The 26236-nt window shown below is 61.0% G+C and carries 33 protein-coding genes; all 33 read right to left on the bottom strand.

What is annotated here, in order from left to right; translation table 11 throughout:
- Positions 1-46: 46 nt before the first annotated feature.
- Positions 47-439: a 30S ribosomal protein S11 gene (gene rpsK / locus NJLHNGOC_RS00590; protein WP_003621069.1), complete on the bottom strand. Its 393-nt coding sequence runs from the start codon at positions 437-439 to the stop codon at positions 47-49.
- Positions 440-525: 86 nt separating this feature from the next.
- The gene (gene rpsM / locus NJLHNGOC_RS00585) at positions 526-903 is read right to left on the bottom strand and encodes a 30S ribosomal protein S13 (protein WP_110525735.1); all 378 of its coding nucleotides are present in this window, start codon (positions 901-903) and stop codon (positions 526-528) included.
- Positions 904-1141: 238 nt separating this feature from the next.
- On the bottom strand, positions 1142-1801 hold the full coding sequence (locus NJLHNGOC_RS00580; protein ID WP_113594628.1) for an adenylate kinase: 660 nt from the start codon (positions 1799-1801) through the stop codon (positions 1142-1144).
- Positions 1798-3147, bottom strand: a complete 1350-nt coding sequence (secY, locus tag NJLHNGOC_RS00575; protein ID WP_110525729.1) for a preprotein translocase subunit SecY — start codon at positions 3145-3147, stop codon at positions 1798-1800. The genes NJLHNGOC_RS00580 and secY overlap by 4 nt, the downstream gene beginning before the upstream one ends.
- Positions 3148-3304: 157 nt before the next feature.
- Positions 3305-3799 carry a 50S ribosomal protein L15 gene (rplO, locus tag NJLHNGOC_RS00570; RefSeq protein ID WP_113594627.1) on the bottom strand — a complete coding sequence of 165 codons (495 nt, stop codon included), beginning with the start codon at positions 3797-3799 and terminating at the stop codon, positions 3305-3307.
- A gap of 1 nt (position 3800) precedes the next feature.
- Complete coding sequence (gene rpmD / locus NJLHNGOC_RS00565) at positions 3801-3989, bottom strand: 50S ribosomal protein L30 (RefSeq protein WP_110525723.1); 189 nt, start codon at positions 3987-3989, stop codon at positions 3801-3803.
- A complete protein-coding gene (gene rpsE, locus NJLHNGOC_RS00560; protein WP_110094606.1) occupies positions 3982-4560 on the bottom strand; it encodes a 30S ribosomal protein S5 in 579 nt (192 codons plus the stop codon). Before rpsE ends, rpmD begins: the two co-directional genes overlap by 8 nt.
- 17 nt (positions 4561-4577) lie before the next feature.
- Positions 4578-4940: a 50S ribosomal protein L18 gene (rplR, locus tag NJLHNGOC_RS00555; RefSeq protein ID WP_110525719.1), complete on the bottom strand. Its 363-nt coding sequence runs from the start codon at positions 4938-4940 to the stop codon at positions 4578-4580.
- The gene (gene rplF / locus NJLHNGOC_RS00550) at positions 4940-5473 is read right to left on the bottom strand and encodes a 50S ribosomal protein L6 (RefSeq protein ID WP_110094608.1); all 534 of its coding nucleotides are present in this window, start codon (positions 5471-5473) and stop codon (positions 4940-4942) included. Before rplF ends, rplR begins: the two co-directional genes overlap by 1 nt.
- A 10-nt stretch (positions 5474-5483) precedes the next feature.
- Positions 5484-5882, bottom strand: coding sequence for a 30S ribosomal protein S8 (gene rpsH, locus NJLHNGOC_RS00545; protein WP_110094609.1), 399 nt, complete (start codon positions 5880-5882; stop codon positions 5484-5486).
- Between the two features lie 12 nt (positions 5883-5894).
- On the bottom strand, positions 5895-6200 hold the full coding sequence (gene rpsN / locus NJLHNGOC_RS00540) for a 30S ribosomal protein S14 (protein ID WP_110525713.1): 306 nt from the start codon (positions 6198-6200) through the stop codon (positions 5895-5897).
- Between the two features lie 105 nt (positions 6201-6305).
- Complete coding sequence (gene rplE / locus NJLHNGOC_RS00535) at positions 6306-6875, bottom strand: 50S ribosomal protein L5 (RefSeq protein ID WP_110525710.1); 570 nt, start codon at positions 6873-6875, stop codon at positions 6306-6308.
- 10 nt (positions 6876-6885) lie between these two features.
- The gene (rplX, locus tag NJLHNGOC_RS00530; protein ID WP_113594626.1) at positions 6886-7206 is read right to left on the bottom strand and encodes a 50S ribosomal protein L24; all 321 of its coding nucleotides are present in this window, start codon (positions 7204-7206) and stop codon (positions 6886-6888) included.
- Complete coding sequence (rplN, locus tag NJLHNGOC_RS00525) at positions 7206-7574, bottom strand: 50S ribosomal protein L14 (RefSeq protein ID WP_003621089.1); 369 nt, start codon at positions 7572-7574, stop codon at positions 7206-7208. Before rplN ends, rplX begins: the two co-directional genes overlap by 1 nt.
- A gap of 15 nt (positions 7575-7589) precedes the next feature.
- On the bottom strand, positions 7590-7874 hold the full coding sequence (gene rpsQ, locus NJLHNGOC_RS00520; protein ID WP_110525704.1) for a 30S ribosomal protein S17: 285 nt from the start codon (positions 7872-7874) through the stop codon (positions 7590-7592).
- A gap of 13 nt (positions 7875-7887) precedes the next feature.
- The gene (gene rpmC, locus NJLHNGOC_RS00515; RefSeq protein WP_110525702.1) at positions 7888-8124 is read right to left on the bottom strand and encodes a 50S ribosomal protein L29; all 237 of its coding nucleotides are present in this window, start codon (positions 8122-8124) and stop codon (positions 7888-7890) included.
- A gap of 1 nt (position 8125) precedes the next feature.
- The gene (gene rplP / locus NJLHNGOC_RS00510) at positions 8126-8542 is read right to left on the bottom strand and encodes a 50S ribosomal protein L16 (RefSeq protein WP_110525699.1); all 417 of its coding nucleotides are present in this window, start codon (positions 8540-8542) and stop codon (positions 8126-8128) included.
- A gap of 53 nt (positions 8543-8595) precedes the next feature.
- The gene (rpsC, locus tag NJLHNGOC_RS00505; RefSeq protein ID WP_110525696.1) at positions 8596-9273 is read right to left on the bottom strand and encodes a 30S ribosomal protein S3; all 678 of its coding nucleotides are present in this window, start codon (positions 9271-9273) and stop codon (positions 8596-8598) included.
- A 3-nt stretch (positions 9274-9276) separates the two neighbouring features.
- Positions 9277-9684, bottom strand: coding sequence for a 50S ribosomal protein L22 (rplV, locus tag NJLHNGOC_RS00500; protein WP_110525693.1), 408 nt, complete (start codon positions 9682-9684; stop codon positions 9277-9279).
- A 2-nt stretch (positions 9685-9686) separates the two neighbouring features.
- Positions 9687-9965: a 30S ribosomal protein S19 gene (rpsS, locus tag NJLHNGOC_RS00495; protein ID WP_003621102.1), complete on the bottom strand. Its 279-nt coding sequence runs from the start codon at positions 9963-9965 to the stop codon at positions 9687-9689.
- Between the two features lie 12 nt (positions 9966-9977).
- Positions 9978-10808, bottom strand: a complete 831-nt coding sequence (gene rplB, locus NJLHNGOC_RS00490) for a 50S ribosomal protein L2 (protein WP_048858898.1) — start codon at positions 10806-10808, stop codon at positions 9978-9980.
- 16 nt (positions 10809-10824) lie between these two features.
- Entirely contained in the window at positions 10825-11121 is a 297-nt protein-coding gene (locus NJLHNGOC_RS00485) for a 50S ribosomal protein L23 (RefSeq protein ID WP_206059681.1), read from the bottom strand.
- Positions 11122-11156: 35 nt separating this feature from the next.
- Positions 11157-11771, bottom strand: a complete 615-nt coding sequence (rplD, locus tag NJLHNGOC_RS00480; protein ID WP_110525687.1) for a 50S ribosomal protein L4 — start codon at positions 11769-11771, stop codon at positions 11157-11159.
- 12 nt (positions 11772-11783) lie between these two features.
- The gene (rplC, locus tag NJLHNGOC_RS00475; protein ID WP_110525684.1) at positions 11784-12467 is read right to left on the bottom strand and encodes a 50S ribosomal protein L3; all 684 of its coding nucleotides are present in this window, start codon (positions 12465-12467) and stop codon (positions 11784-11786) included.
- A gap of 10 nt (positions 12468-12477) precedes the next feature.
- Positions 12478-12786, bottom strand: a complete 309-nt coding sequence (gene rpsJ, locus NJLHNGOC_RS00470) for a 30S ribosomal protein S10 (RefSeq protein ID WP_007282720.1) — start codon at positions 12784-12786, stop codon at positions 12478-12480.
- 107 nt (positions 12787-12893) lie between these two features.
- Entirely contained in the window at positions 12894-14084 is a 1191-nt protein-coding gene (tuf, locus tag NJLHNGOC_RS00465; protein ID WP_113594624.1) for an elongation factor Tu, read from the bottom strand.
- Between the two features lie 94 nt (positions 14085-14178).
- A complete protein-coding gene (gene rpsG / locus NJLHNGOC_RS00460) occupies positions 14179-14655 on the bottom strand; it encodes a 30S ribosomal protein S7 (RefSeq protein ID WP_003621106.1) in 477 nt (158 codons plus the stop codon).
- Between the two features lie 14 nt (positions 14656-14669).
- Positions 14670-15041 carry a 30S ribosomal protein S12 gene (gene rpsL, locus NJLHNGOC_RS00455; protein ID WP_003621118.1) on the bottom strand — a complete coding sequence of 124 codons (372 nt, stop codon included), beginning with the start codon at positions 15039-15041 and terminating at the stop codon, positions 14670-14672.
- A 445-nt stretch (positions 15042-15486) separates the two neighbouring features.
- Positions 15487-19680, bottom strand: a complete 4194-nt coding sequence (gene rpoC / locus NJLHNGOC_RS00450) for a DNA-directed RNA polymerase subunit beta' (protein WP_113594623.1) — start codon at positions 19678-19680, stop codon at positions 15487-15489.
- 105 nt (positions 19681-19785) lie between these two features.
- Entirely contained in the window at positions 19786-23958 is a 4173-nt protein-coding gene (rpoB, locus tag NJLHNGOC_RS00445) for a DNA-directed RNA polymerase subunit beta (RefSeq protein ID WP_113594622.1), read from the bottom strand.
- Between the two features lie 288 nt (positions 23959-24246).
- Positions 24247-24621: a 50S ribosomal protein L7/L12 gene (rplL, locus tag NJLHNGOC_RS00440; RefSeq protein ID WP_110525671.1), complete on the bottom strand. Its 375-nt coding sequence runs from the start codon at positions 24619-24621 to the stop codon at positions 24247-24249.
- A gap of 102 nt (positions 24622-24723) precedes the next feature.
- Positions 24724-25242 (bottom strand): 50S ribosomal protein L10, encoded by a 519-nt coding sequence (gene rplJ / locus NJLHNGOC_RS00435; protein ID WP_113594621.1) that lies wholly within the window; start codon positions 25240-25242, stop codon positions 24724-24726.
- Positions 25243-25540: 298 nt separating this feature from the next.
- On the bottom strand, positions 25541-26236 hold the full coding sequence (rplA, locus tag NJLHNGOC_RS00430) for a 50S ribosomal protein L1 (RefSeq protein ID WP_113594620.1): 696 nt from the start codon (positions 26234-26236) through the stop codon (positions 25541-25543).

The raw sequence follows: 26236 nt of genomic DNA, 5'->3' as shown, positions 1-26236 counted from the left end.
CCTTGCCCGAAGGAAAGGCAGGGAGAAGCGAAATCGAATCCCCGGATCAGACGCGGCGACGCTTGCGCGGACGGCATCCGTTGTGGGGAACCGGCGTCATGTCACGGATCGCCGTGATGGAGAACCCGACCGCCTGCAGGGCGCGCAGAGCGCTTTCACGCCCCGAACCCGGACCCGAAACCTCGATCTCAAGGGTTTCCATGCCATGCTCACGCGCCTTGCGACCGGCGTCTTCCGCGGCAACCTGGGCGGCGTAAGGCGTCGACTTGCGCGACCCCTTGAACCCCTGCGCACCCGCAGACGACCATGCAATCGCATTACCCTGCGCGTCGGAAATCGTGATCATCGTATTGTTGAAGGTGGACAGCACGTGCGCCACCCCGGAAATGATATTCTTCCGCTCTTTCTTACGAATACGCGGTGCCGCAGCTTTCGCCATAATCTTCTTGATCCTGTCAGTTCAATGAACGGGGCTGGAACCAGCCGGGCAGCCGGCTTCCATCCCCGCATGTCAAGGTGCCCGTTTTAGCGGGTTGCCTTCTTCTTGCCTGCGATCGCAACCGCCTTGCCCTTGCGGGTACGGGCGTTGGTATGTGTCCGCTGGCCATGAACCGGCAGGCCACGACGATGGCGCAGGCCGCGATAGCAGCCCAGGTCCATCAGACGCTTGATGTTCATCGCGACTTCACGACGCAGGTCGCCTTCGACGCGATAATCATTGTCGATCAGTTCACGGATCTTGACGATCTCGTCATCGGACAGTTCGTTCACGCGACGTTCGTCGGGGATCGAAAGCTTGTCGCAGATCGTCTGGGCCTTCGTCGCCCCGATACCATAGATATAACGCAGGGCAATCGTTACCCGCTTGTTCGTTGGGATGTTCACGCCGGCAATACGCGCCACGCCACTTACTCCTCGTCCACCCGTCCGTGACGGGCACTAACATTTCGGCAGGGCTGCTTCACGCCACCGGACCACAGGCCCGGAGCGTCGTGAACATACCGGACATTACCCGGCCAACCCCATCATCAATTCCAGTTGGTCATACCAGCGCCGCACGGTCGGTCAACGACTCATGCGGCACTCATACCTTGAGGGCGCGGAATATACCCGCCCGCCCGTCCAAGTCAATTATTCTGCATCACTTTTTCGTGATACTATCGACGACGGCAAAGACTTCCTTCGTCACGTCATCGATATCCGCCATGCCGTTGATCCGGCGCAGGCGTCCCTGTTCCTCATAATAAGGCAGGATGGGCGCCGTCTGTTCCCGATAGGCCTTGAGACGTGCGGCCACGGTTTCCCTGCGGTCATCATCGCGGCGGATGAAATCATGCCCGCCACATACGTCACACGTCCCGGCCACCTTCGGCCGCTTGTACAGGTCGTTGTAACCTTCGCCACACTTGGCGCAGGTAAACCGGCCCGCGATCCGGTCCGCCAGCGCATCCTCATCCACATCCAGCAGAAGCACCAGATCGATATGACGACCGGTCTTCTTCAGCATGGAATCGAGTGCTTCGGCCTGTGCCCGCGTGCGGGGGAATCCATCAAGGATGAAGCCCTTCGCGCAATCCGGGCGATCTATGCGCGCCTCGATCAGCGCGATGATCAGGTCATCGGGGACAAGCTGCCCCGAGGCCATGATGTTCTTGACCTTCTGCCCCAGCGGGCTGCCCGCCGCGACTTCGGCCCGCAACATGTCGCCCGTTGAGATCTGGGCGATTCCATAACGGGCTTCCAGCAGCTTGGACTGGGTTCCCTTTCCCGCGCCCGGCGGCCCAAGAAAAATTATGTTCACCGGAATTTACCCTTCCTGCCGCGCGCCTTGCGCATCAGGCCCTGATACTGATGCGCGACGAGATGAGACTGGATCTGCGTGACCGTATCGATCGTCACCGTCACGATGATGATGAGGCTGGTGCCCCCGAAATAGAACGGCACATTATAGTGACTGATCAGGATCTGCGGCAGCAGACACACCGCCACCAGATACATCGCGCCGATCGTCGTGATGCGCGTCAGAATCCGGTCAAAGAATGTGGCCGTATTCGCGCCCGGCCGGATGCCGGGAACAAAACCGCCCTGCTTGCGCAGGTTCTCCGCCGTTTCCTGCGGATTGAACGTCACCGCCGCATAGAAATAGGAAAAGAACACGATCATTGCCGCATAGAACAGCATGTAGAGCGGCTGCCCCTGCCCCAGCGACTGCCCCAGGAACGACAGCCAGCCCGGCAGGGAGCTGTTGTTCATGAACCCGGCGATGGTCACGGGAATCAGCAGAACCGAGGAGGCGAAAATCGGCGGGATGGACCCCGCAGTGTTCACCTTCAGCGGCATATGCGTCGAATCCCCGCCAAACATCCGCTGCCCGACCTGACGCTTCGGATACTGGATGACGACACGACGCTGCGCCAGTTCCATGAAGACGATGAACGCGATGGTAATCGCCGCAAGTGCAAGGAACACCAGCACGAAAAACGGCGACAGCGCCCCCGTATAGCCAAGCTGGAACAGGCTGGCCAACGCATTGGGCAGGTTGGCGACGATACCCGCAAAGATGATCAGCGAGATTCCGTTCCCGACCCCCCGCGACGTGATCTGTTCACCCAGCCACATCAGGAACATCGTGCCGCCAACCAGCGTCAGCACGCATGACACGATGAAGAACATGCCGGGAGAGATGACCGCCGATCCGGCCTCGGTATGCATGTTCTCCAGACCAATGGCGATGCCATACGCCTGGAACAGTGCAATCGCGACCGTAAGATAGCGCGTATATTCATTCAGCTTGCGACGCCCGCCTTCACCCTCTTTCTTGAGGGCCTCCAGCGAGGGAATTGCCGCCGACATCAGCTGCACGATGATGGATGCGCTGATGTAGGGCATGATATTCAACGCGAACACGGTCATGCGGCCCAGCGCACCACCCGTGAACATGTCGAACATACCCAGAATACCACCCTGATGGCGGGCCAGAAGTTGCCCCATAACCGTCGCATCGACGCCAGGAACCGGAATATAGGTGCCAATCCGATAAACGATCAGCGCGCCCAGTGTGAACCAGATACGCTTTTTCAATTCCGTTGCATTGGCAAAAGAATTGAAATTCAGATTGGCAGCCAGCTGTTCGGCCGCGGAGGCCATGCGCCCATCCTTTCACAAGAACAGCGTCACCACACAAAGCGGGACGCTGTCATGATAAAAACCCGTTTAAAATAATAAAGCGATGCGCCTGCACAGTGCAAGACGCATCGCTTTCATTATTCTGGTCTGGGGGAGATGGAACAAATCCCCCATCCAGTCATTCCGCAGGCGCGGCAACCGCCTTGGCGGCCTTTTCCTTGACCTGCACCTTGCCGCCGGCCTTTTCGACCGCGGCAATGGCACCAGCGGACGCGCCGGAGACTTCGATCGTCACCCCGTGATGGAGTTCGCCGTTGCCCAGCAGACGCACGCCAGCCACGTTCGACGCCGTGACCAGCCCCGCCTTGCGCAGGACGTCTTCGGTCACGGGAGCCTTGGCATCCACCTTGCCCGCTTCGATCGCCTTGTCCAGCACGTCAAGATTCACGATGGCAAATTCCTTGCGGAAGATGTTCTTGAATCCACGCTTGGGCAGGCGGCGGTACAGCGGAAGCTGACCACCTTCAAAGCCATTCAGGGACACGCCGGAACGGGCCTTCTGACCCTTGACGCCCTTACCCGAGGTCTTGCCCTTGCCAGAGCCGATGCCACGTCCCAGACGCTTCTTCTGGTAACGGGCACCTTCGTTATCGCGAAGTTCGTTGAGATTCATCTCAATTCTCCACCTTCACAAGGTGGGCGACCTTGCGCACCATACCGCGCACCGAAGGAGTATCCTCCAGTTCACGGGTACGGCCGATCTTGTTCAGTCCCAGACCGATCAGCGTAGCCTGCTGACCCGGCTTGCGCCCGTTGCCAGACTGGATCTGGGTGACCTTGATGGTTCCCTTTGTCTCAGACATCTGCAGCAGCCTCCGCCGATGCAGTCACCTCGCGGCGACCAAGGATATCGGAAACCTTCTTGCCACGGCGGTTCGCCACCGAACGCGGGCTTGCGCAGCGTTCCAGGGCGGCAAAGGTCGCCTTGACCATGTTGTGCGGGTTCCGGGTGCCCAGCGACTTCGCCACGACATCATTGATACCCAGGCTCTCGAACACCGCGCGCATCGGGCCGCCTGCGATGATGCCCGTGCCGGCATCAGCCGAACGCAGCACCACCTTGCCGGCGCCGAAATGTCCCGCCACATCATGATGAAGGGTACGACCCTCCTTCATGGGGACGCGGATCATTGCGCGCTTGGCGCGATCGGTCGCCTTGCGGATCGCCTCGGGAACTTCACGGGCCTTGCCCGCGCCGAACCCGACACGTCCCTTCTGGTCGCCGACCACAACCAGTGCGGCAAAAGCGAAACGACGACCGCCCTTGACGACCTTCGCTACACGATTGATCGTGACCAGCTTGTCAACGAGATCATCGCCTTCGCGATCACGATCGCGGCCGCCCCGGCCGCCTTCTCTCGGTTCACGTGCCATTGTGCGTGACCCTTTCGTCAGAACGAGAGACCGCCCTCACGGGCAGCCTCCGCCAGGGCTTTGATGCGCCCATGATACAGATACGCGCCGCGATCGAACACGACCTTCGACACACCCGCCGCAACCGCACGTTGGGCAAGCAGCTTGCCGACGGCGCCAGCCGCCGCCACGTCCGCACCGCCCTTGAGGGAGGAACGCAGGTCCTTCTCGATGGAAGACGCTGCTGCCAGGGTGCGCCCGGCGACATCGTCGATCACCTGCGCATAGATATTCTTGCCCGACCGGAACACCGAAAGGCGCGGCCGTCCGCCACTCTTGCGGCGAAGCTGGAAGCGAAGACGCTGACGGCGCCGCTCCCGCAGATCCTGCTGCGCGCTCATTATTTCTTCTTACCTTCCTTGCGACGGATGGTCTCCGTTTCATAACGGACACCTTTGCCCTTATAAGGCTCGGGCTTGCGGAAGCTGCGGATATCAAGCGCAACCTGACCGACGCGCTGCTTGTCGATCCCCTCGACGGTCACAGCGGTCGGACGGGGCGTCGTGATCTTGATACCGGCAGGGATCTCATACACGATATCGTGCGAATATCCGAGGTTCATGACAAGATTCTTGCCCTGAACCGCCGCACGATAACCCGTTCCGCTGATTTCCAGCGTCTTGGAGAACCCTTCGGACACGCCCTTGACCATGCTGGCGATCAGGGAACGCGTCGTGCCCCACATCATCCGTGCCTGGGCCTGCGTTCCGACCGGCTTGACCGAAACCTTGCCATCAGCGACTTCCGCTTCGATGTGATGCGACAGGGGCAGCTTCAGCTCGCCGAGCTTCCCCTTGGCCGTCAGCACACCATCAGCGATGGAAACCTGAACTCCCGACGTAATCTCGACGGGATATTTGCCAACTCTCGACATTCATCCCTCCTTAGAATACGCGGCAGAGAACTTCGCCGCCAACATTGGCAGCGCGGGCTTCCCCATCCGACAGGACGCCACGCGGGGTCGACAGGATCGACACACCCAGCCCGGCATACACGCGCGGCAGTTCCTTGATCTTGGAATACACGCGACGTCCCGGCTTGGAAACGCGGTGGATTTCCTTGATCACGGGCTCGCCATCAAGATATTTCAGCTCGATACGCAGCTGGGAAACACCCTTGCGCAGTTCTTCCTTGGAAAAACCACGGATATATCCCTCGCGGCGCAGCGCCTCGAGTACATTTGCACGCAGCTTCGATGCTGGCGCGACGCATGCCGCGTGACGCGCACGCTGGGCATTGCGGATCCGGGTGAGCAGATCACCCAAAGGATCAGAAAGTGACATCGTTCCCTGCCCTTACCAGCTCGATTTGACCATACCCGGGATCTGGCCATTGGAGGCCAGGTCGCGCAGGGCGATACGGCAGAGTTCGAACTTTCTGTAATTGGCGCGGGGACGCCCCGTCAACTTGCACCGCAGACGAACGCGCACGCGCGATCCGTTCCTTGGAAGTTCAGCAAGCTTCAGCGACGCATCAAAACGATCCTCGACCGGCAGAGACCGATCCATGATGATGTTTTTCAATGCAGTCCGCTTTGCCTTGTCCCGTGCTGCCATGCGCTCACGCTTGACATTCCGGTTTACGGCGGAAATCTTGGCCATGCCTTGTTTTATCCTCCGGAACCTGTCGGGCCATTCCCAACGGTTTTCCAAACTACGTGTGTCTTAGGTCTTCCGGGCTTCCAGTGAAAGCCCCTCTCGCAACTTTTATGCTGCGAAGGGCAGGTCGAATGCCTTCAGAAGAGCCTTGGCTTCGGCATTTGTCTTCGCGCTCGTAACGAAGATAATGTCCATGCCGCGAATATCGTCGACCTTGTCGTACTCAATTTCCGGGAAGACGATCTGTTCCTTCAGGCCCATGGCGAAGTTGCCATGCCCGTCGAAACCCTTGTTCGCCGGCAGGCCGCGGAAATCGCGGACGCGCGGCAGGGCGATCGTCACCAGACGGTCAAGGAATTCATACATCTGCGCGCGACGCAGCGTCACCTTGCACCCGATCGGCAAACCTTCACGGATCTTGAAGCCCGCGATCGCCTTCTTGGCAACCGTCTTGACCGGCTTCTGACCTGCGATGAGGGTCATTTCCTGAACCGCGGCATCCAGCTTCTTCTGGTCGCCTGCGGCTTCACCGACACCCATGTTGAGAACGATCTTTTCCAGGGTCGGAACCTGCATCACGTTCTTGTAACCGAACTCCTCGCGCAGTTTCGCGCGCAGCTCGTCATTGTAACGCTTCTGCAGACGCGGCACTGAGCGGGTTACGTTAGCTTCTGACATACCCGCCTCCTCAGCCTTCGATGACTTCGCCGGTCGCCTTGGCGACACGAACCTTGCGACCGTTTTCCAGAACGCGATACCCGACACGGGTGGGATCGTCGCTCTTCGGATCGATCAGCTTCAGGTTGGACAGGTGCACCGGCATCTCCTTCTCGATGATGCCTCCCTGCTCACCCATGCGGCTGGGGCGCGTATGGCGCTTCGCGATCGCGATACCGCGCACGATGGCCTTCTGCGCGGCAGGCAGCACCGTCACGACTTCACCACGCTTGCCGCGGGATGAGCCGGTGATGACCAGAACCTGGTCGCCCTTCTTGATACGCGCGGCCATTACAGCACCTCCGGCGCCAGCGAAATGATCTTCATGAACTTGCGCGCACGCAGTTCGCGCACGACCGGACCAAAGATGCGGGTTCCGATCGGTTCCTGCTGCTTGTTGATCAGGACTGCGGCATTGCGGTCGAAGCGGATGGCGCTGCCATCGGGACGACGCACCGGATAGGAGGTGCGGACGATCACCGCCTGGTGCACGTCACCCTTCTTCACCTTGCCGCGGGGAATCGCTTCCTTTACGGACACGACAATCACGTCGCCGACCGAGGCGGACTTCCGCTTGGAACCGCCCAGCACCTTGATGCACTGCACCTGACGCGCGCCGGAATTGTCGGCGACGTCAAGGTTGGTCTCGGGATGGATCATGCTCTATGCCCTTCTTTACGCCTGTGCGCCGGACTTGGCATCGGTCGCGGGGGCCGCCAGCGGGGCACCATTGCGAACCACGACGGTCCAGGTCTTGCGCCGGGAAATGGGGCGGCATTCTTCAATGCGCACCGTGTCCCCGATCTTGCATTCGTTCAGCTGATCATGCGCCGCGTACTTCTTCGAACGGCGAATGAACTTCTTGTACAGCGGATGGATGACGCGACGATCGACAAGGACGGTAACCGTCTTGTCCATCTTGTCGCTGGTCACCCGTCCGGTCAGGACGCGCCTTGGCATCGCCCGTCTCCCTTCAGGACTTGACTGCCGGCGCATTGCCGGCAGCGATCTTCTTCAACGCCTCAGACGCAATCGTCTTGACGCGGGCAATCTCGCGACGCACCGCACGCATACGCGACTGCCCTTCGGTCTGGCCGGTTGCATGCTGGAACCGAAGATTGAACTGCTCGCGCTTCAGATCGATGAGAAGCGTATCCAGTTCTTCAACAGTCTTGGCACGCAGATCGGCCGGCTTGGTTGCCTTTGCCATCTCACGCGTCTCCAATACGGGTCACAAACTTCGTCTTGATCGGCAGCTTTGCCGCGCCAAGAGCCAGCGCTTCACGCGCGACTTCCGGCGACACGCCTTCGATCTCGAACAGGATACGACCCGGTTTCACACGGGCCACCCAGTATTCCGGCGACCCCTTGCCGGAGCCCATACGCACTTCTGCGGGTTTTGTCGAGACCGGAAGGTCAGGAAAAATCCGAATCCATACGCGTCCCGCACGTTTCATGGCACGGGTGATGGCACGACGGGCCGCTTCGATCTGACGGGCGGTGATCCGTTCCGGCTGCAGGGCCTTGAGGCCAAAAGCCCCAAAGTTCAGGGTGGTCCCCCCCTTAGCCAGTCCGTGGATACGGCCCTTCTGGGCCTTGCGGAACTTTGTCCGCTTGGGAGAAAGCATTTTTTCAAATCCTCAGCGCCGCCTGGCGCACTCTGTTCCCTATTCCCCGCAGATCAGCGCTGCGGGGCCTGCTCGGCGGCGCGACGATCCTGCGCCAACGGATCATGGGCAAGAATCTCGCCCTTGAAGATCCAGACCTTCACACCACAGGTGCCATAGGTCGTCTTTGCCGTCGCCACACCGTAATCAATGTCGGCACGCAGCGTGTGCAGCGGCACACGGCCTTCGCGATACCATTCGACACGCGCGATTTCAGCACCGCCCAGACGACCGGAACAGTTGATCCGGATCCCCTGTGCGCCCAGACGCATCGCGGACTGCACCGCGCGCTTCATGGCGCGACGGAAGGCCACGCGGCGTTCCAGCTGCTGGGCGATGTTGTCGGCCACCAGCGTCGCGTCGATTTCCGGCTTGCGGATTTCAACGATGTTCAGCGCAACGTCAGCCTTCGCCATACGGGTCAGATCCTTGCGCAGCGCATCGATGTCCTGGCCCTTCTTGCCGATCACGACACCCGGACGCGCGGCATAGATCGTCACGCGCGGCTTCTTGGCCGGACGTTCGATCACGACACGCGACACGCCGGCGCCCGACAGCTTGCGACGCAGGTAGGAACGCAGCTTCAGGTCGTCATGCAGCAGGCGCGCATAGTCCGCGTCGGCGTACCAGCGGCTGTCCCAGGTACGGTTGATGCCGAGCCGCAGCCCGATAGGATTGACTTTATGTCCCATGGATCAGGCCGCCTTCTTTCCGGTTGCCGCTTCTGCCTCGGGCTGACGCTCTGCAACGATGATCGTCAGATGGCTGAAAAACTTCTCGATACGGGCCGAACGACCACGTCCGCGGGCATGGAAACGACGCATGACGATCGACTTGCCAACTTCCGCGCGCGCCACCACCAGCTGGTCGACATCCAGCTGATGGTTGTTTTCGGCATTCGCAATGGCGCTTTCCAGCGTCTTCTTGACCTGCTGCGCAATGCGACGCTTGGAGAACGTCAGCGTCGCAATGGCCTGTGCCGCAGGCTTGTTGCGGATCAGACCCGCAACAAGGTTCAGTTTACGCGGGCTGATGCGGATATTCCGCGTGGTGGCCTGCGCTTCGGTTTCCGCGAGCGTACGCGGATGCTTAGGCTTGCTCATGATCAGCCCCGCTTCGCTTTCTTGTCCGAGGAGTGACCCGTGAAGGTGCGGGTCGGCGAAAATTCACCGAACTTGTGCCCCACCATGTTTTCGGTCACCTGCACGGGCAGGAACTTGTGCCCGTTATAGACGCCGAATGTCAGTCCCACGAACTGCGGCAGAATGGTTGAGCGACGCGACCAGATCTTGATCACCTCGTTACGGCCCGACGCGCGCGACGCATCGGCTTTGTTCAGTAGATACCCGTCCACGAACGGGCCCTTCCAGACGGAACGTGCCATCTTGTATGCCCCTTACTTGCCGGTCTTCCGGCGACGGATAATCAGACTGTCCGTACGCTTGTTGACCCTGGTCTTGTAACCCTTTGTCGGCTTGCCCCACGGCGTGACCGGATGACGTCCACCCGAAGTCCGGCCTTCACCACCACCATGCGGATGGTCGACCGGGTTCATCACGACGCCACGGTTGTGCGGACGACGTCCCAGCCAGCGGGCGCGGCCTGCCTTGCCCATGTGCTGGTTCATGTTGTCCGGGTTGGACACCGCACCGATCGTCGCCATGCACTCGGCGCGCACGACACGCAGCTCACCGGACTGCAGCTTGATCTGGGCATAGCCCATGTCCTTGCCCACCAGCTGCGCATAGGTTCCGGCGGAACGCGCGATCTTGCCACCTGCACCGGCCTTGAGCTCGATGTTGTGGATGATCGTGCCGACCGGCACCGCGGACAGCGGCATCGCGTTGCCCGGCTTGATGTCGGCGCGGAGACCGGAAACCACCTGATCGCCAGCCTGCAGACGCTGCGGCGCGATGATGTAGGCCAGTTCGCCGTCCGCATACTTCACCAGCGCGATGAAAGCCGTGCGGTTGGGGTCATATTCCAGACGCTCCACCGTGCCGACGACGTCGAACTTGCGACGCTTGAAGTCGACATAACGGTAGGACTGCTTGTGACCGCCACCGATGAAACGCGAGGTGGTGCGGCCGTGGTTGTTACGACCGCCGCTCTTGTTCTTGCCCTCGGTCAGCCCCTTGACGGGCTTGCCCTTCCACAGCTCCTTGCGGTCGATCAGAACCGTCCCGCGCAGGCTGGGGGTAACCGGGTTAAAGTGCTTCAATGCCATTTCTTGTCACCCCGCGTCAGGACAGCTTGGCGGTCAGGTCAATGGACTGACCATCGGCAAGCTGCACAAACGCCTTCTTCACATCAGACCGCTGGCCGGGACGTCCCTTGAAGCGCTTAGCCTTGCCCTTCTGGATCAGGGTGTTGACACCCAGAACCTTGACGCCAAACAGTGTTTCCACCGCGACCTTGATCTCGAACTTCGACGCGCCCGAAGCGACCTTGAAGGCCACCTGATTCTTTTCGGAAAGGGCGGTCGCCTTTTCCGTGATCAGCGGCGCACGAATGATATCGTACATCGCCTCACGCGACATACGTTCCGCCTTCTTGCGGAGTGCGAGGATGTTGGTCATGCCAGACGCTCCTTCAGACCCTCAAGCCCGGCGCGCGTGATGGCCAGCACCTCGTGATTGAGGATATCATAGACATTCGCGCCGATCGTCGGAAGGATGTCGATCTTCGGCAGGTTGCGTGCCGCACGACCGAAGTTTTCCTCAACCGCCGCATCAACGATCAGGGCCGACTTCCAGCCAAGCACCTTCAGCTTCTTCGCCAGCTCGGACGACTTGCCGGATGCCGTGGCGGCATCGAGAACCACCAGCTTACCTTCCGCCGCCTTTTGCGACAGCGCGGAAATCAGACCGAGGCGACGCACCTTCTTGGGCAGGTCATATCCGTGGTCGCGTACGACCGGACCATGAACCACGCCACCCGTACGGTACTGCGGCGAACGCAGCGAACCCTGACGGGCACTGCCGGTGCCCTTCTGCCGGTAGGGCTTCTTGGTCGTGCCGGAGATTTCCCCCATGCCCTTGACCTTGTGCGTGCCCGCGCGGCGCTTCGCCAGCTGCCAGTGAACGACGCGCGCCATGATGTCCGCGCGCGGCTCGACCTTGAAAATCTCGTCGGGAAGCGTTGCCGTACCGGCGCTTCCATTCTCGAGGGTTTTGATCTCGTAATCCATTGCCCTCTATCCTCAGCCCGCTACCGGGGTCAGGGCAGCCGGATACGGCGCCTCGGCATGACGGGGCTTCTTGATCGCATCACGAACCAGAATCAGCTCATTCTTGCCGCCCGGGACCGAGCCGCAGATCATCAGCAGATTCTTCTCGGGGTCCACGGCGGCCACTTCCAGATTCAGGGTGGTCACGCGTTCCGAACCGAGATGTCCGGCCATTTTCTTGTTCTTGAAGACCTTGCCCGGATCCTGACGGTTACCCGTCGACCCGTGCGAACGGTGACTGATCGAGACACCATGCGAGGCTTCGAGACCGGCAAAGTTCCAGCGCTTCATCGCACCGGCAAAACCTTTACCCTTGCTGGTGCCGGTCACATCCACTTTCTGCCCGACGACGAAGTGGGCGGCAGACAGCGTGGCGCCAACTTCCAGGACGGCATCGTCTGCCACCCGGAATTCCGCCAGCTTCTTCTTCGGCTCCACCTTCGCCTTGGCAAAATGGCCACGGCACGGCTTCGTTACATTCTTGACCTTGGCCTTGCCCGATCCAAGCTGGACGGCGGAATAGCCATCACGTTCCTTGGTGCGGACATCAACCACCTGCAGGTCATCCACCTGCAGGACAGTCACCGGCACATGTGTGCCGTCTTCCTTGAACAGCCGGGTCATTCCCAGCTTTTTTGCGATCAATCCGGTGCGCATCGTCTGGACCTTAGAGTTTAATCTCGACATCCACGCCAGCGGCGAGGTCGAGTTTCATGAGAGCGTCCACGGTCTGCGGGGTCGGCTCGACAATGTCGAGCAGCCGGCGATGGGTCCGAATTTCGAACTGCTCGCGGCTTTTCTTGTCCACATGGGGAGAACGGTTGACAGTGAACCGTTCGATATGCGTCGGCAGCGGGATAGGACCCCGAACCCGCGCACCCGTACGCTTCGCCGTATTGACGATCTCTTTTGTGCTGTTATCGAGCACCCGATGATCGTACGCCTTCAGGCGAATGCGGATGTTCTGGTTGTCCATCTTTCTGTTTCAGTCCAACTTTAACTGGTTCGGGGGAACCCGATCCGCCAATGATATCCCCGGCCAGATCGCTCCGACCGGGGCATCATCACTTCAGTTACTTACAATCACGCAGTGATCGAAGCGACCACGCCAGCACCGACCGTGCGGCCACCTTCGCGAATAGCGAAGCGCAGGCCTTCATCCATGGCGATCGGGGCAATCAGTTCGACATCCATGGCGACGTTATCGCCAGGCATGACCATTTCCGTGCCTTCCGGCAGGTGAACGACGCCGGTGACGTCGGTCGTGCGGAAATAGAACTGCGGACGATAGTTGGTGAAGAACGGCGTGTGACGGCCACCCTCTTCCTTCGTCAGGATGTAGGCTTCCGCCTTGAACTTCGTGTGCGGGGTGATGGAACCCGGCTTCGCCAGGACCTGACCACGCTCGACGTCTTCACGCTTCGTGCCACGCAGCAGCGCGCCGATGTTGTCGCCGGCTTCGCCGCGATCCAGCAGCTTGCGGAACATTTCGACGCCCGTCACCGTGGTCTTCTGCGTCGGACGCAGACCAACGATTTCGATTTCGTCGCCCACGTTCACCGCGCCACGCTCGACACGGCCGGTCACGACGGTGCCGCGGCCGGAGATCGAGAACACGTCTTCGATCGGCATCAGGAACGGACGGTCGATCGGACGTTCCGGCTGCGGGATGTAGTCGTCCACAGCGTTCATCAGGTCCAGGACGCGCTTTTCGCCGAGTTCCGGATCACCGTCTTCCAGCGTCACCAGGGCCGAACCCTTGATGATGGGGATATCGTCGCCGGGGAACTGGTAAGCGGACAGAAGTTCGCGAACTTCCATTTCCACCAGTTCCAGCAGTTCCGGATCGTCAACCTGGTCAACCTTGTTCAGGAAGACGACCAGCGCGGGAACGCCAACCTGACGGGCAAGCAGGATGTGCTCACGCGTCTGGGGCATCGGGCCATCGGCAGCCGACACGACCAGGATCGCGCCGTCCATCTGCGCCGCACCCGTGATCATGTTCTTCACGTAGTCGGCGTGACCGGGGCAGTCAACGTGCGCGTAGTGACGCTTCGCGGTCTCGTATTCAACGTGAGCGGTGGAGATCGTGATCCCACGAGCGCGCTCTTCCGGCGCCGCGTCGATCATGTCGTAAGCCTTGAACTCCGCACCACCAGCCTTGGCAAGCGTCTTGGTGATAGCAGCGGTCAGCGAGGTCTTGCCGTGATCGACGTGACCGATCGTGCCGATGTTGCAGTGCGGCTTATTCCGCTCAAATTTAGCCTTTGCCATCGTTTTCTCCGTTACTTCGGCCTCATGCCGAAAGTCGGGTTAGTAAAGTTCCGTGTCGGAAGCCCAGCCGGTGAATATACCGACCGGCAATCCTTTACCAGCGGTAATGACTGAACGCCTTGTTGGCTTCAGCCATCCGATGCGTGTCTTCGCGCTTCTTGACGGCCGCGCCACGGTTATTGACCGCGTCCAGCAGCTCGTTGGACAGACGTTCCTGCATCGTGTTCTCACCGCGCTTGCGCGAGGCGTCGATCAGCCAGCGGATCGCAAGCGCCTGACGACGCTCGGCCCGAACCTCGACCGGAACCTGGTATGTTGCACCACCCACGCGGCGCGAACGCACCTCGACGGCGGGCTTTACGTTATCCAGCGCGCCGTGGAACAGCACCACCGGATCGGCAGCAGCCCCACCGCGACGACGCAGCACCTCGAGGGCGCCATAGACGATCCCTTCGGCGGTGGACTTCTTGCCGTCGTACATCAGGGCGTTCATGAAACGCGTGATGACGACATCACCAAATTTCGGATCGGGAAGAATCTCGCGCTTAACAGCGCGATGACGGCGACTCATGCCTGGTATTCCTTTTACTTGGGACGCTTCGCGCCATAGAGCGAGCGACGCTGACGACGCTTGGCGATACCCTGGGTATCCAGCACGCCGCGCAGAATGTGATATCGCACGCCAGGAAGATCCTTGACGCGACCGCCACGGATCAGGACGACACTATGTTCCTGAAGGTTGTGGCCCTCACCCGGAATATAGCTCACAACCTCATAACCGTTCGTCAGGCGCACCTTCGCAACCTTACGCAGAGCCGAGTTCGGCTTCTTCGGTGTGGTTGTGTAAACACGAGTACAAACGCCACGCTTCTGCGGACATCCCTGCAGGGCAGGTACCTTGTTGCGTTTGGCTGCGGGCTCGCGGCCTTTCGCGATCAACTGGTTGATGGTCGGCATACGCCTTTCCCGATCCTTACAAATTTCGGCCGGCCAACCCCAAAGTCTGGTTGCCGACTGTCGTTCACAACAAAACCCCAACGAATGAAGATCACTCGTTCGGGCATCATATATGCATCCGGCCTGGGCCACCCGATTCCCGGGAGGCGGTACCGCATGCGAGCATGCTGCATTCGACGGCCAACGACGTCATTCAGACAGGGCTAGCCGAGGGCGCGGAACCTACGAAGAGAATGGCCCAAAGTCAAGCCTTCCCCGAGGATTCGGCCATGCGCATGACATGACCGTTCCACATGGGGCATGAAAATGCCCCGTCAGTATCGTGAAACGGGATGATTCGGCACCTGACGCGCCGAGTCCCGAATCGGGAGTCACTTCATGGATGACGCCCGGTGCAGCACAGAGCTGATGGACGGAGACCTTCGCCCCCATCCATCAGCCAGTATCATTCGGCCGCCTTGGGGGCGACCGCAGGCTTGGCCTGGGCCAGTCGCTGCCGGTCCTGTCCGGCGGCCACGGCCCGCAGCTTGTTCATCACGCTGCCCGTTCCCGCCGGGATCAGGCGCCCGACGATTACGTTTTCCTTCAGCCCGTTGAGCGTATCCTTCTTGCCCGCCGTGGCGGCTTCCGTAAGGACGCGCGTCGTCTCCTGGAAGGACGCGGCGGAAATGAACGACTGCGTCTGCAGGGAGGCCTTGGTGATCCCCTGAAGGACCGGCATGGCCACTGCGGGACGTTCGCCCATGTTCAGGCGCTTCGTGTTTTCCGTCTCGAACTCGATCCGGTCCACCGTTTCGCCAATCAGGTAGGTCGTGTCGCCCGGCTCCAGGATCTCAACCTTCTGGAGCATCTGGCGAACGATCACCTCGATGTGCTTGTCGTTGATCTTCACGCCCTGCAGTCGATACACGTCCTGGATCTCGTTCACGAGATAATCGGACAGGGCCTCGACCCCAAGCACCTTCAGGATGTCATGCGGCACGCGCGGACCATCGACCAGCGGATCGCCAACCTGCACGAAGTCGCCTTCCTGAACCGAGACGTGCTTGCCCTTGGGGATCAGGTAATCCGTTTCCTCGCCCGTCTCGTCGTTCTTCACGATAACCCGGCGCTTGGACTTGTAGTCCTTGCCGAATTCGACGCGACCTTCGGTCTCGGAAATGATGGCGTGATCCTTGGGACGCCGTGCCTCGAACAGTTCGGCCACACGCGGCAGACCACCGGTAATGTCACGCGTCTTCGAACCTTCGCGCGGGATACGCGCCAGCACGTCACCCGCATTCACATGTGCGCCGTTTTCAACCGACAGCAGTGAATCCGGGGACAGGAAGTAGCGCGCGTCGTTGCCGTTCGCCAGCTTCACCACATCGCCCTTGGCATCCTTGAGCTGCAGGCGGGGACGAAGGTCGACCCCCTTGGATGCCTGCTTATAGTCAACGACGACCTTGGACGTCAGGCCGGTGACCTCATCCATGCGCTCGACAAGCGTGATGGAATCGATCAGGTCGAGATATTCGACCGTGCCCGCCTGTTCGGTGATGATCGGCAGGGTGTAGGGATCCCACTCGGCCAGCTTCTGGCCACGCGTGACCTCGACACCATCCTCGATCAGCAGACGCGCGCCATAGGGCACGCGATAGCGCGCACGCTCCGTCCCCTTGTCATCCGTCAGCAGGATTTCGCAGTTACGCGACATCACGATGGGAACGTTCTGGCTGTTCTGAACCACGTTGCGGTTGCGGATCGTCACCTTGCCGTCACGCGACGCCTCGACCATCGACTGCTCCGCGCCACGCTGCGCGGCGCCGCCGATATGGAAGGTACGCATCGTCAGCTGGGTGCCGGGTTCGCCGATCGACTGCGCGGCAATGACACCGACGGCCTCGCCGATATTGACCGGCGTGCCACGGGCAAGGTCGCGGCCATAACAGTGACCGCAGACGCCGACGCGGCTGTCGCAGGTCAGGACCGAACGGATCAGGATGCTTTCCACCCCGGCCTTCTCGATCTGCTCCGCCTGCGCTTCCTCGATCAGGGTGTTGCGCTTGAACAGCACCTCACCCGACGTGGGATCCAGCACGTCGGCCGCCAGCGTCCGGCCCAGCATGCGCTCGGACAGGGAGGCGACGACCTCGCCCCCGTCCATGACGGCGCGGACCGTCAGGCCACGTTCGGTGCCGCAATCGTCCTCGACGATGATGCAGTCCTGCGCCACGTCCACGAGACGGCGCGTCAGGTAACCGGAGTTCGCGGTCTTCAGCGCCGTATCGGCCAGGCCCTTGCGCGCGCCGTGGCTGGACGTGAAGTAATCGAGGACCGACAGGCCTTCCTTGAAGTTGGCGATGATCGGCTGCTCGATGATCTCGCCCGACGGCTTGGCCATCAGGCCGCGCATGCCGGCCAGCTGCTTCATCTGCGCTGGCGACCCACGGGCACCGGAGTGGCTCATCATCCAGACCGAGTTGGTCGGCTTGCCGATTTCCTGCTTGGAAATCTCCTTCATCATCGCGGCCTGCACTTCGTCCGTGCAGCGCGACCATGCGTCGACCACCTTGTTATAGCGTTCGCCCGCGGTAATCAGGCCGTCCTGATACTGCTGCTCGAACTCCTTCACCTCGTTGGCGGTGCGCTCGACCAGTTCCTTCTTCTCCTTCGGCACGATCATGTCGTCCTTGCCGAAGGAAATGCCGGCCTTCGCCGCATGCCTGAAGCCAAGCCCCATCAGGCGGTCACAGAAGATAACGCATTCTTTCTGCCCGCAATGACGGTAAACCGCGTCGATGACGTCCGACACCGTCTTCTTGGTCAGCTGCTTGTTGATCAGGGAGAACGGCAGCGCCGCGCTGCGCGGCAGGATCTGCGCGACCAGCATACGGCCCGGCGTGGTGATCACCGTCTCGCGGGTGACCTTGCCATCAGCATCGATATTCTCGATGCGGGCACGGATCTTGTCATGCAGCTTCACTGCCCCCGTGGTCAGGGCGTATTCGACCTCGCCCACGCTGGAAAACGACGGCGCGCCGGTGACGGTCAGGTGCCCCTGCGCGTCATACTCGTTGCGATCCGGGGTGGCGCGGAATTCCGGGGTCTCAAGGCTCAGGTAATACAGGCCCAGCACGATATCCTGCGACGGCACGATGATGGGCTTGCCGTTCGCGGGGCTGAGGATGTTGTTGGTGGACATCATCAGCACGCGTGCTTCCAGCTGCGCCTCGAGGCTCAGCGGGACATGCACGGCCATCTGGTCGCCGTCAAAGTCCGCGTTGAAGGCGGTGCAGACCAACGGATGCAGCTGGATCGCCTTGCCTTCGATCAGGATCGGCTCGAACGCCTGGATACCCAGCCGGTGCAGCGTCGGCGCACGGTTCAGCATCACCGGATGTTCGCGGATGACTTCCTCAAGGATGTCCCAAACCTCGGGACGTTCCTTTTCAACCATCCGCTTCGCGGCCTTGATGGTCGTGGCGTGGCCGTACTTCTCCAGCTTGGAGTAGATGAACGGCTTGAACAGCTCCAGCGCCATCTTCTTCGGCAGGCCGCACTGGTGCAGCTTCAGTTCCGGGCCGACCACGATGACCGAACGGCCGGAATAATCGACGCGCTTGCCCAGCAGGTTCTGACGGAAACGTCCCTGCTTGCCTTTCAGCATGTCGGACAGCGACTTCAGCGGACGCTTGTTCGCCCCCGTGATCGCGCGGCCACGACGTCCGTTATCGAACAGGGCATCGACCGATTCCTGCAGCATGCGCTTTTCGTTACGCACGATGATGTCGGGCGCGCGCAGTTCGATCAGCCGCTTCAGACGGTTGTTACGGTTGATGACGCGACGGTACAGATCGTTCAGATCGGACGTGGCGAAACGGCCGCCATCCAGCGGCACCAGCGGACGCAATTCCGGCGGGATGACCGGGATCAGCTCCATGATCATCCATTCGGGACGCGATTCGCTTTCGGAAAACGCCTCGATCAGCTTCAGCCGCTTGACCAGCTTCTTGCGCTTGGCCTCGGACGTGGTTTCCTTCAGTTCCTGACGCAGCTCGACCTTTTCCTGGTCACAGTCGATGCGTTCAAGGATCTTCTTGATCGCCTCGGCTCCGATGCCGACCTCGATCCCCTCGTCGCCATGCTCGTCCATGACGTCGAGGTACTGGTCCTCGGTCAACAGGCTGTACTGCTTCAGCGGCGACGTGCCCGGCTCAAGAACGACATAGCTTTCGAAATACAGGATCTTTTCCAGATCCTTCAGCGTCATGTCGACCATCAGGCCGATACGGCTGGGCAGCGATTTCAGGAACCAGATGTGCGCGACCGGGCTGGCGAGTTCGATATGGCCCATGCGTTCGCGACGCACCTTGGCCAGCGTGACCTCGACGCCGCACTTTTCGCAGATGATCCCGCGGAATTTCATCCGCTTGTATTTTCCGCACAGACATTCGTAATCCTTGATCGGACCGAAAATCCGCGCACAGAACAGACCATCGCGCTCCGGCTTGAAGGTGCGATAATTGATGGTCTCGGGCTTCTTGATCTCGCCATACGACCATGAACGGATCTGCTCGGCCGAGGCCAGCTGGATCTTGATCTGGTCGAAGGTCATGGCCTGGCCGGTCTGGCCAAGGATCTTCATGAGTTCATTCATGCGCCGCAAACCCCCTGAGGGAAGAGGACGGGGGCAGAATGACGATCTGCCCCCATCCCTGAAAATAAAACGTATGGACGGGTCGTTACCTGACTCATGGAACGATCAGGTGCCGCTCTGTTCCAGGTCCACGTTCAGGCCCAGTGACTTCAGTTCCTTGATGAGGACGTTGAAGCTTTCCGGGATGCCTGCCTCGAAATCATCCTGCTCACGCACGATGGCTTCATACACCTTGGTGCGTCCGGACACGTCATCGGACTTCACCGTCAGCATTTCCTGCAGGGTGTAGGCCGCGCCGTAGGCCTCGAGCGCCCAGACTTCCATCTCGCCGAAGCGCTGTCCGCCGAACTGCGCCTTACCACCCAGCGGCTGCTGCGTAACCAGCGAGTAAGGACCGATCGAACGGGCATGGATCTTGTCATCGACCAGGTGATGCAGCTTCAGCATGTAGATGTAGCCGACCGTCGTCTTGCGCTCGAACGGCTCGCCCGTGCGTCCGTCGATCAGCTGCGACTGCCCCGACTTGTCCAGGCCGGCCTTTTCCAGCATGGCCTCGATATCGGGGATGGAGGCGCCATCGAACACCGGCGTCGCAATGGGCACGCCCTTGCGCAGGTTGTTCGACAGTTCCAGCAGCTGGCCATCCGTCATGTCGGCGATGGTGGAGGCAAAGGCTTCCTCCCCATAGACCGAGCGGAGTTCATCCAGCAGTTCCTGACGCTTCTCGCCCGTCTTCTGGTAGGTATCGACAAGCTGCCCGATCTGGCGACCGATATTGGCGCAGGCCCAGCCCAGATGGGTTTCAAGGATCTGCCCCACGTTCATGCGCGACGGCACGCCCAGCGGATTGAGCAGCAGGTCAACCGGGGTTCCGTCCTCAAGGAACGGCATGTCCTCCACCGGCACGACGCGGGAGACGACACCCTTGTTGCCGTGACGGCCGGCCATCTTGTCACCCGGCTGCAGCTTGCGCTTCACCGCGACGAAGACCTTGACCATCTTCATCACGCCCGGCGGCAGTTCGTCACCGCGCTGCAGCTTTTCGACCTTGTTGTCGAAACGCGCCTGGATGCGCGACACGGCCGTATCGAACTCGCGACGCAGGACTTCGAGTTCCGCCATCACCGCGTCGGATGCCACCGTGATGTTGCGCCACGCGCCACGCGGATGTTCCGACAGGACCTCGTCAGTGATCAGGGTACCCGAACGGATGCCCTTGAATCCCGCGCCCGCCGTCTGCCCGATCAGATGTTCGCGCAGGCGGTTGTAGAAGGAACGTTCCTGGATGGCGCGTTCGTCATCGCGGTCCTTTGCCAGACGCTCGATTTCCGCGCGCTCGATCGCCATCGCGCGTTCGTCCTTGTCCACGCCACGGCGGGAGAAGACGCGCACGTCAACGATCGTGCCGCTGGTGCCCGGCGGCAGCTTCAGCGAGGTGTCGCGGACATCGGACGCCTTTTCACCGAAGATGGCGCGCAGCAGCTTCTCTTCCGGCGTCATCGGGCTTTCGCCCTTCGGCGTCACCTTGCCGATCAGGATGTCGCCCGGGTTCACCTCGGCCCCGACATAGACGATGCCGGCCTCGTCAAGGTTGCGCAGCGCCTCTTCGCCGACATTGGGAATGTCGCGGGTGATTTCTTCCTGACCCAGCTTGGTATCGCGGGCCATGACCTCGAATTCCTCGATATGGATCGAGGTGAAGACGTCGTCACGCGCAATACGCTCGGAAATCAGGATCGAATCTTCGAAGTTGTACCCGTTCCACGGCATGAACGCGACCAGCACGTTACGGCCCAGCGCCAGTTCGCCAAGTTCGGTGGAAGGACCGTCGGCGATGATCTCGCCCGCCGAAACCTGATCGCCCACGCGGACCAGCGGACGCTGGTTGATGCAGGTGGACTGGTTCGAACGCATGTATTTGCGCAGGCGGTAGATATCGACACCCTGCGTCGCGCCTGCATCGTCGGTGGCACGCACCACGATACGCGCGCCGTCGATCTGGTCCACGATGCCACGACGCCGCGCCACGATGGTCGCGCCCGAGTCATGGGCAACGGCGGCCTCCATTCCCGTGCCGACCAGCGGCGCGTCGGAACGCACCAGCGGCACCGCCTGACGCTGCATGTTCGAGCCCATCAAGGCGCGGTTCGCGTCATCGTTTTCCAGGAACGGGATCAGCGCCGCGGCGACCGACACCAGCTGCTTGGGCGAAACGTCACAGGCCGTCACCTCGTCCGGCAGGACCTGGCGGAAATCGCCGCCACGACGCACGGACACCAGTTCGCCGGTCAGGTTGCCCTGCGCGTCCTGCTTCGCGTCGGCCTGCGCCACGACAAGCTTATCCTCCTCCATCGCGGAGAGGTATTTCCACCCGCTCTGCAGGACGCCATTTTCCACCATGCGATACGGCGTTTCGATGAAGCCGTACTTGTTGACCTTCGCATAGGTCGCAAGCGAGTTGATCAGGCCGATGTTCGGGCCTTCCGGCGTCTCGATCGGGCAGATCCGGCCATAATGGGTCGGATGGACGTCACGGACCTCGAAGCCCGCGCGCTCACGCGTCAGCCCGCCCGGGCCAAGCGCCGAAAGACGACGCTTGTGCGTGACTTCCGACAGCGGGTTGGTCTGGTCCATGAACTGGCTGAGCTGCGAGGAGCCAAAGAACTCCCGCACGGCCGCAGCCGCGGGCTTCGCGTTGATGAGGTCATGCGGCATGACCGTATCGATATCGACCGAGCCCATGCGTTCGCGGATGGCGCGCTCCATGCGCAGCAGGCCGACGCGATACTGGTTTTCCATCAGTTCGCCGACGGAGCGGACACGACGGTTACCAAGGTTGTCGATATCGTCGATCGCGCCGCGGCCGTCCTTCAGCTCGCACATGATCTTGACCGTGCGCAGGATGTCTTCCTTGCGCAGGACGCGCACCGTGTCGGGCACGTCCACGCCAAGGCGCATGTTCATCTTCACGCGGCCAACGGCGGACAGATCGTAACGGTCCGGATCAAAGAACAGGCCGGAGAACATCGCTTCGGCCGTTTCCGGCGTCGGCGGCTCACCCGGACGCATGACGCGATAGATGTCGGTCAGCGCCTCGTCACGCGACGTGTTCTTGTCGATGGCCAGCGTGTTGCGGATCCACGGACCGTTGGTCGCGTCGATCGCCAGCGTGACCAGCTTGGTGACGCCCTGGGCCTCGAGCTCCTCCAGACGGGTCTCGGTCAGTTCGTCGCCGGCCTCGGCAAAGATTTCGCCGGTTTCGGGATTGACCATGTCGAAGGCGACGAAACGGCCGATCAGGCCGGCCGGCCCCACCAGGACATCCTTCGTCGTCTCGGCGATCTTGCGGACCATGCGGGCCGTCAGCTTGGTGTCGACCTGGGCGACGATTTCGCCCGTATCGGCATCCACCAGCGGCTCCAGCAGCTTCTGCCCACGGAATGCCTCGGGGTCGAAGCGGCGGGCCCACCCCTTTTCGCTCTTGATGAACTCGACCTGACCATAGAAGTAGCCAAGGATTTCATCAGGGGTCATCCCCTGGATTTCCATGGACTCGACATCGCCGCCTTCCGCCGCCTTGGCGTCGCGCGCGGCGCGGGATTCCTCGCCCTCCAGGGCGTACAGCAGCGTCGTCACCGGCAGCTTGCGCTTGCGGTCGATGCGGACGTAGATCAGGTCCTTGCTGTCGAATTCGAAGTCGAGCCATGAGCCGCGATAGGGAATGACGCGCGCGGCGAACAGGAACTTGCCCGACGAATGGGTCTTGCCCTTGTCATGGTCGAAGAACACGCCGGGGCTACGGTGCATCTGACTGACGATGACACGCTCGGTCCCGTTGATGATGAACGTGCCGTTGTCGGTCATAAGCGGCATATCGCCCATATAGACGGGCTGTTCCTTGATATCGCGGATCGAGCGCGATCCCGTATCCTCATCCACGTCCCACACGATCAGGCGCAGGATCACCTTCAGCGGCGCGGCAAAGGTCAGCCCGCGCTGGATGCATTCCTCAACATCGTATTTCGGCTCTTCGAGTTCATAGCTGACGAATTCGAGTCGCCCACGTCCGGCAAAATCATTGATCGGAAAGACGGAACGGAACACTTCCTGCAGCCCGGTCGGCGTCCGGCTGTCGGGTGCCACGTTCATCTGCAGGAATGCCTCGTAACTGGCACGCTGCACGTCGATCAGATTGGGCATCGGAGCGATTTCGGGTATACGCCCGAAGCTCTTGCGGATGCGTTTGCGTCCCGTGAACGATTTCGTAATCGCGTTCATCGCCTATCCAGCCCCCATCCACACAGACCTGCTTCCCATCCGTCGCCAGCGCCTTGCGCCACGGAAAAGCACAGATCCAGAAATTCTTTCAGGCCGCCCATCACCACGGACCAGCCCCAGACCCGTCCCTTACATGACTTGAGGACGACCCCTTCTACCGCCAAAGGCACCCGAGACCTTGCGGTCAGGGTGCCTGTAACGCCCAAGGGGGCGGAGATCGCAGCGATCTCCACCCTCACCTGAATATCATCTCAACATCCGCAAGCGGGAATGTTGACAGGATACATCTTATTTGATTTCGACAGAAGCACCGTTGTCTTCAAGGGACTTCTTGATCTTCTCGGCTTCATCCTTGCTGACGCCTTCCTTGACGGTCTTGGGCGCACCCTCAACCAGGTCCTTGGCTTCTTTCAGGCCCAGACCCGTGATGCCACGGATTTCCTTGATGACGTTGATCTTCTTGTCGCCAGCCTTCGTCAGAACGACGTCGAACTCGGTCTTTTCTTCAGCCGGAGCAGCAGCAGCACCAGGAGCAGCAGCAGCAACAGCAACCGGAGCAGCAGCGGAAACACCCCACTTTTCTTCAAGCAGCTTCGACAGCTCGGCTGCTTCCAGAACGGTCAGAGCGGACAGTTCGTCAACAAGTTTGTTCAGATCGGCCATGATTCAGTCTTCCTAATTTATACACTGGTTGGCGCGACACAATCCCGAAATTTCGAAAATGTGCCATTTTGTTGATATTCCGGCGCACCGGAACATAATTGGCTAGGCTGCCTCGCCCGTCTTGGCATAGGCGCCGAAAACCCGCGCAAGCTGTCCGGCCGGCGCCTGGAGCACACCCGCGACGCGCGTTGCCGGCGTGGAGATAAGCCCCACCAGCTGCGCCCGGAGCGTATCCAGGGACGGCAGTTCCGCCAGCGCCTTGACACCCTCGACATTCAGTGTCTGGGAGCCAAGCGATCCGCCGAGCAGAACAAGCTTTTCGTTGGTTTTGGCGAACTCGACCAGCACCTTTGCAACTGCCACGGGTTCTTCCGACCACGAAATCGCGGTCGGCCCCTTCAGCAGCGGCGCGATGCCTTCGAACTGGGTCCCTGCCAGGGCGAGATGGGCCAGCCGGTTCTTCGCGACCTTGTAAGTCGCTCCGGCCGCGCGCACACGCCGCCGAAGATCCGTCACATCAGCCACCGTCAGCCCGTCATTACGGGTGACAACGACCATGGACGTTTCAGCGAACACGGCCGCGAGGGAGGCAACAAACTCCCGCTTCTCCGTACGGTCCAAATCCCGTCTCCATCGTCATCCATCAGGAAACCTGACGGATTGGGTTTACCCTTGGTGCGCACCCGGCATGGGCACGCCCCGGTTCGCCTGTCCTTTGCAAACGGAACAACCAGTGTCAGGCGACATGCACCTGCTGATCCGGCATCCCCGTCTTCCGGCTGCAGCCCGGGGAACAGGTTCCCCGGACAATCAAGGCACAAGGCCGCATCCGGTCATGGACAGGTTCGGAACACGACCCGCGCGAACGCGGGCCGCCTCCTCCATCCCTCCCCCATCAGGGGGCGGGACAATCCTTCATTCAGGATGCGGCGAGTGCCGCCACATCCAGATGCACGCCCGGTCCCATCGTGGACGACAGGGACACCTTCTTGATGTAGGTGCCCTTCGCGCCCGTGGGACGGGCCTTCTGCACCGCGTCGACGAACGCGCGGATATTCTCGGCCAGCTTGCCTTCCTCGAAGGAAGCCTTGCCGATGCCGGCATGCACGATACCGGCCTTTTCCGCGCGGTATTCGACCTGACCGGACTTGGCGGCGGTGACCGCGCCCTTCACGTCCATCGTGACGGTGCCCAGCTTCGGGTTGGGCATCAGGCCACGCGGGCCAAGGATCTTGCCCAGACGACCGACCAGCGCCATCATATCCGGCGTGGCGATGCAGCGATCGAACTCGATCTCGCCAGCCTGCACCTTGGCAGCCAGGTCCTCGGCACCGACGATGTCCGCACCGGCGGCCGTCGCTTCCTCGGCCTTGGGGCCACGGGCGAACACGCCAACACGCAGGGTCTTGCCCGTGCCGTTGGGCAGCGACAGCAGGCCGCGGACCATCTGGTCGGCATGACGCGGGTCAATGCCCAAGTTCATGGAAATTTCGACCGTTTCGTCGAACTTCGCCGTCGCACCCTGCTTCACCAGCGCGATGGCCTCGTCCAGACCATACTGCTTGGATGCATCGACTTTGGCGCGCGCTGCGGCCAGACGCTTGTTCTTCGCCAT

The sequence above is a fragment of the Novacetimonas cocois genome (assembly GCF_003311635.1).
Lineage (GTDB): Bacteria > Pseudomonadota > Alphaproteobacteria > Acetobacterales > Acetobacteraceae > Novacetimonas > Novacetimonas cocois.
This window is presented reverse-complemented; position numbering and strand designations above follow the sequence as displayed.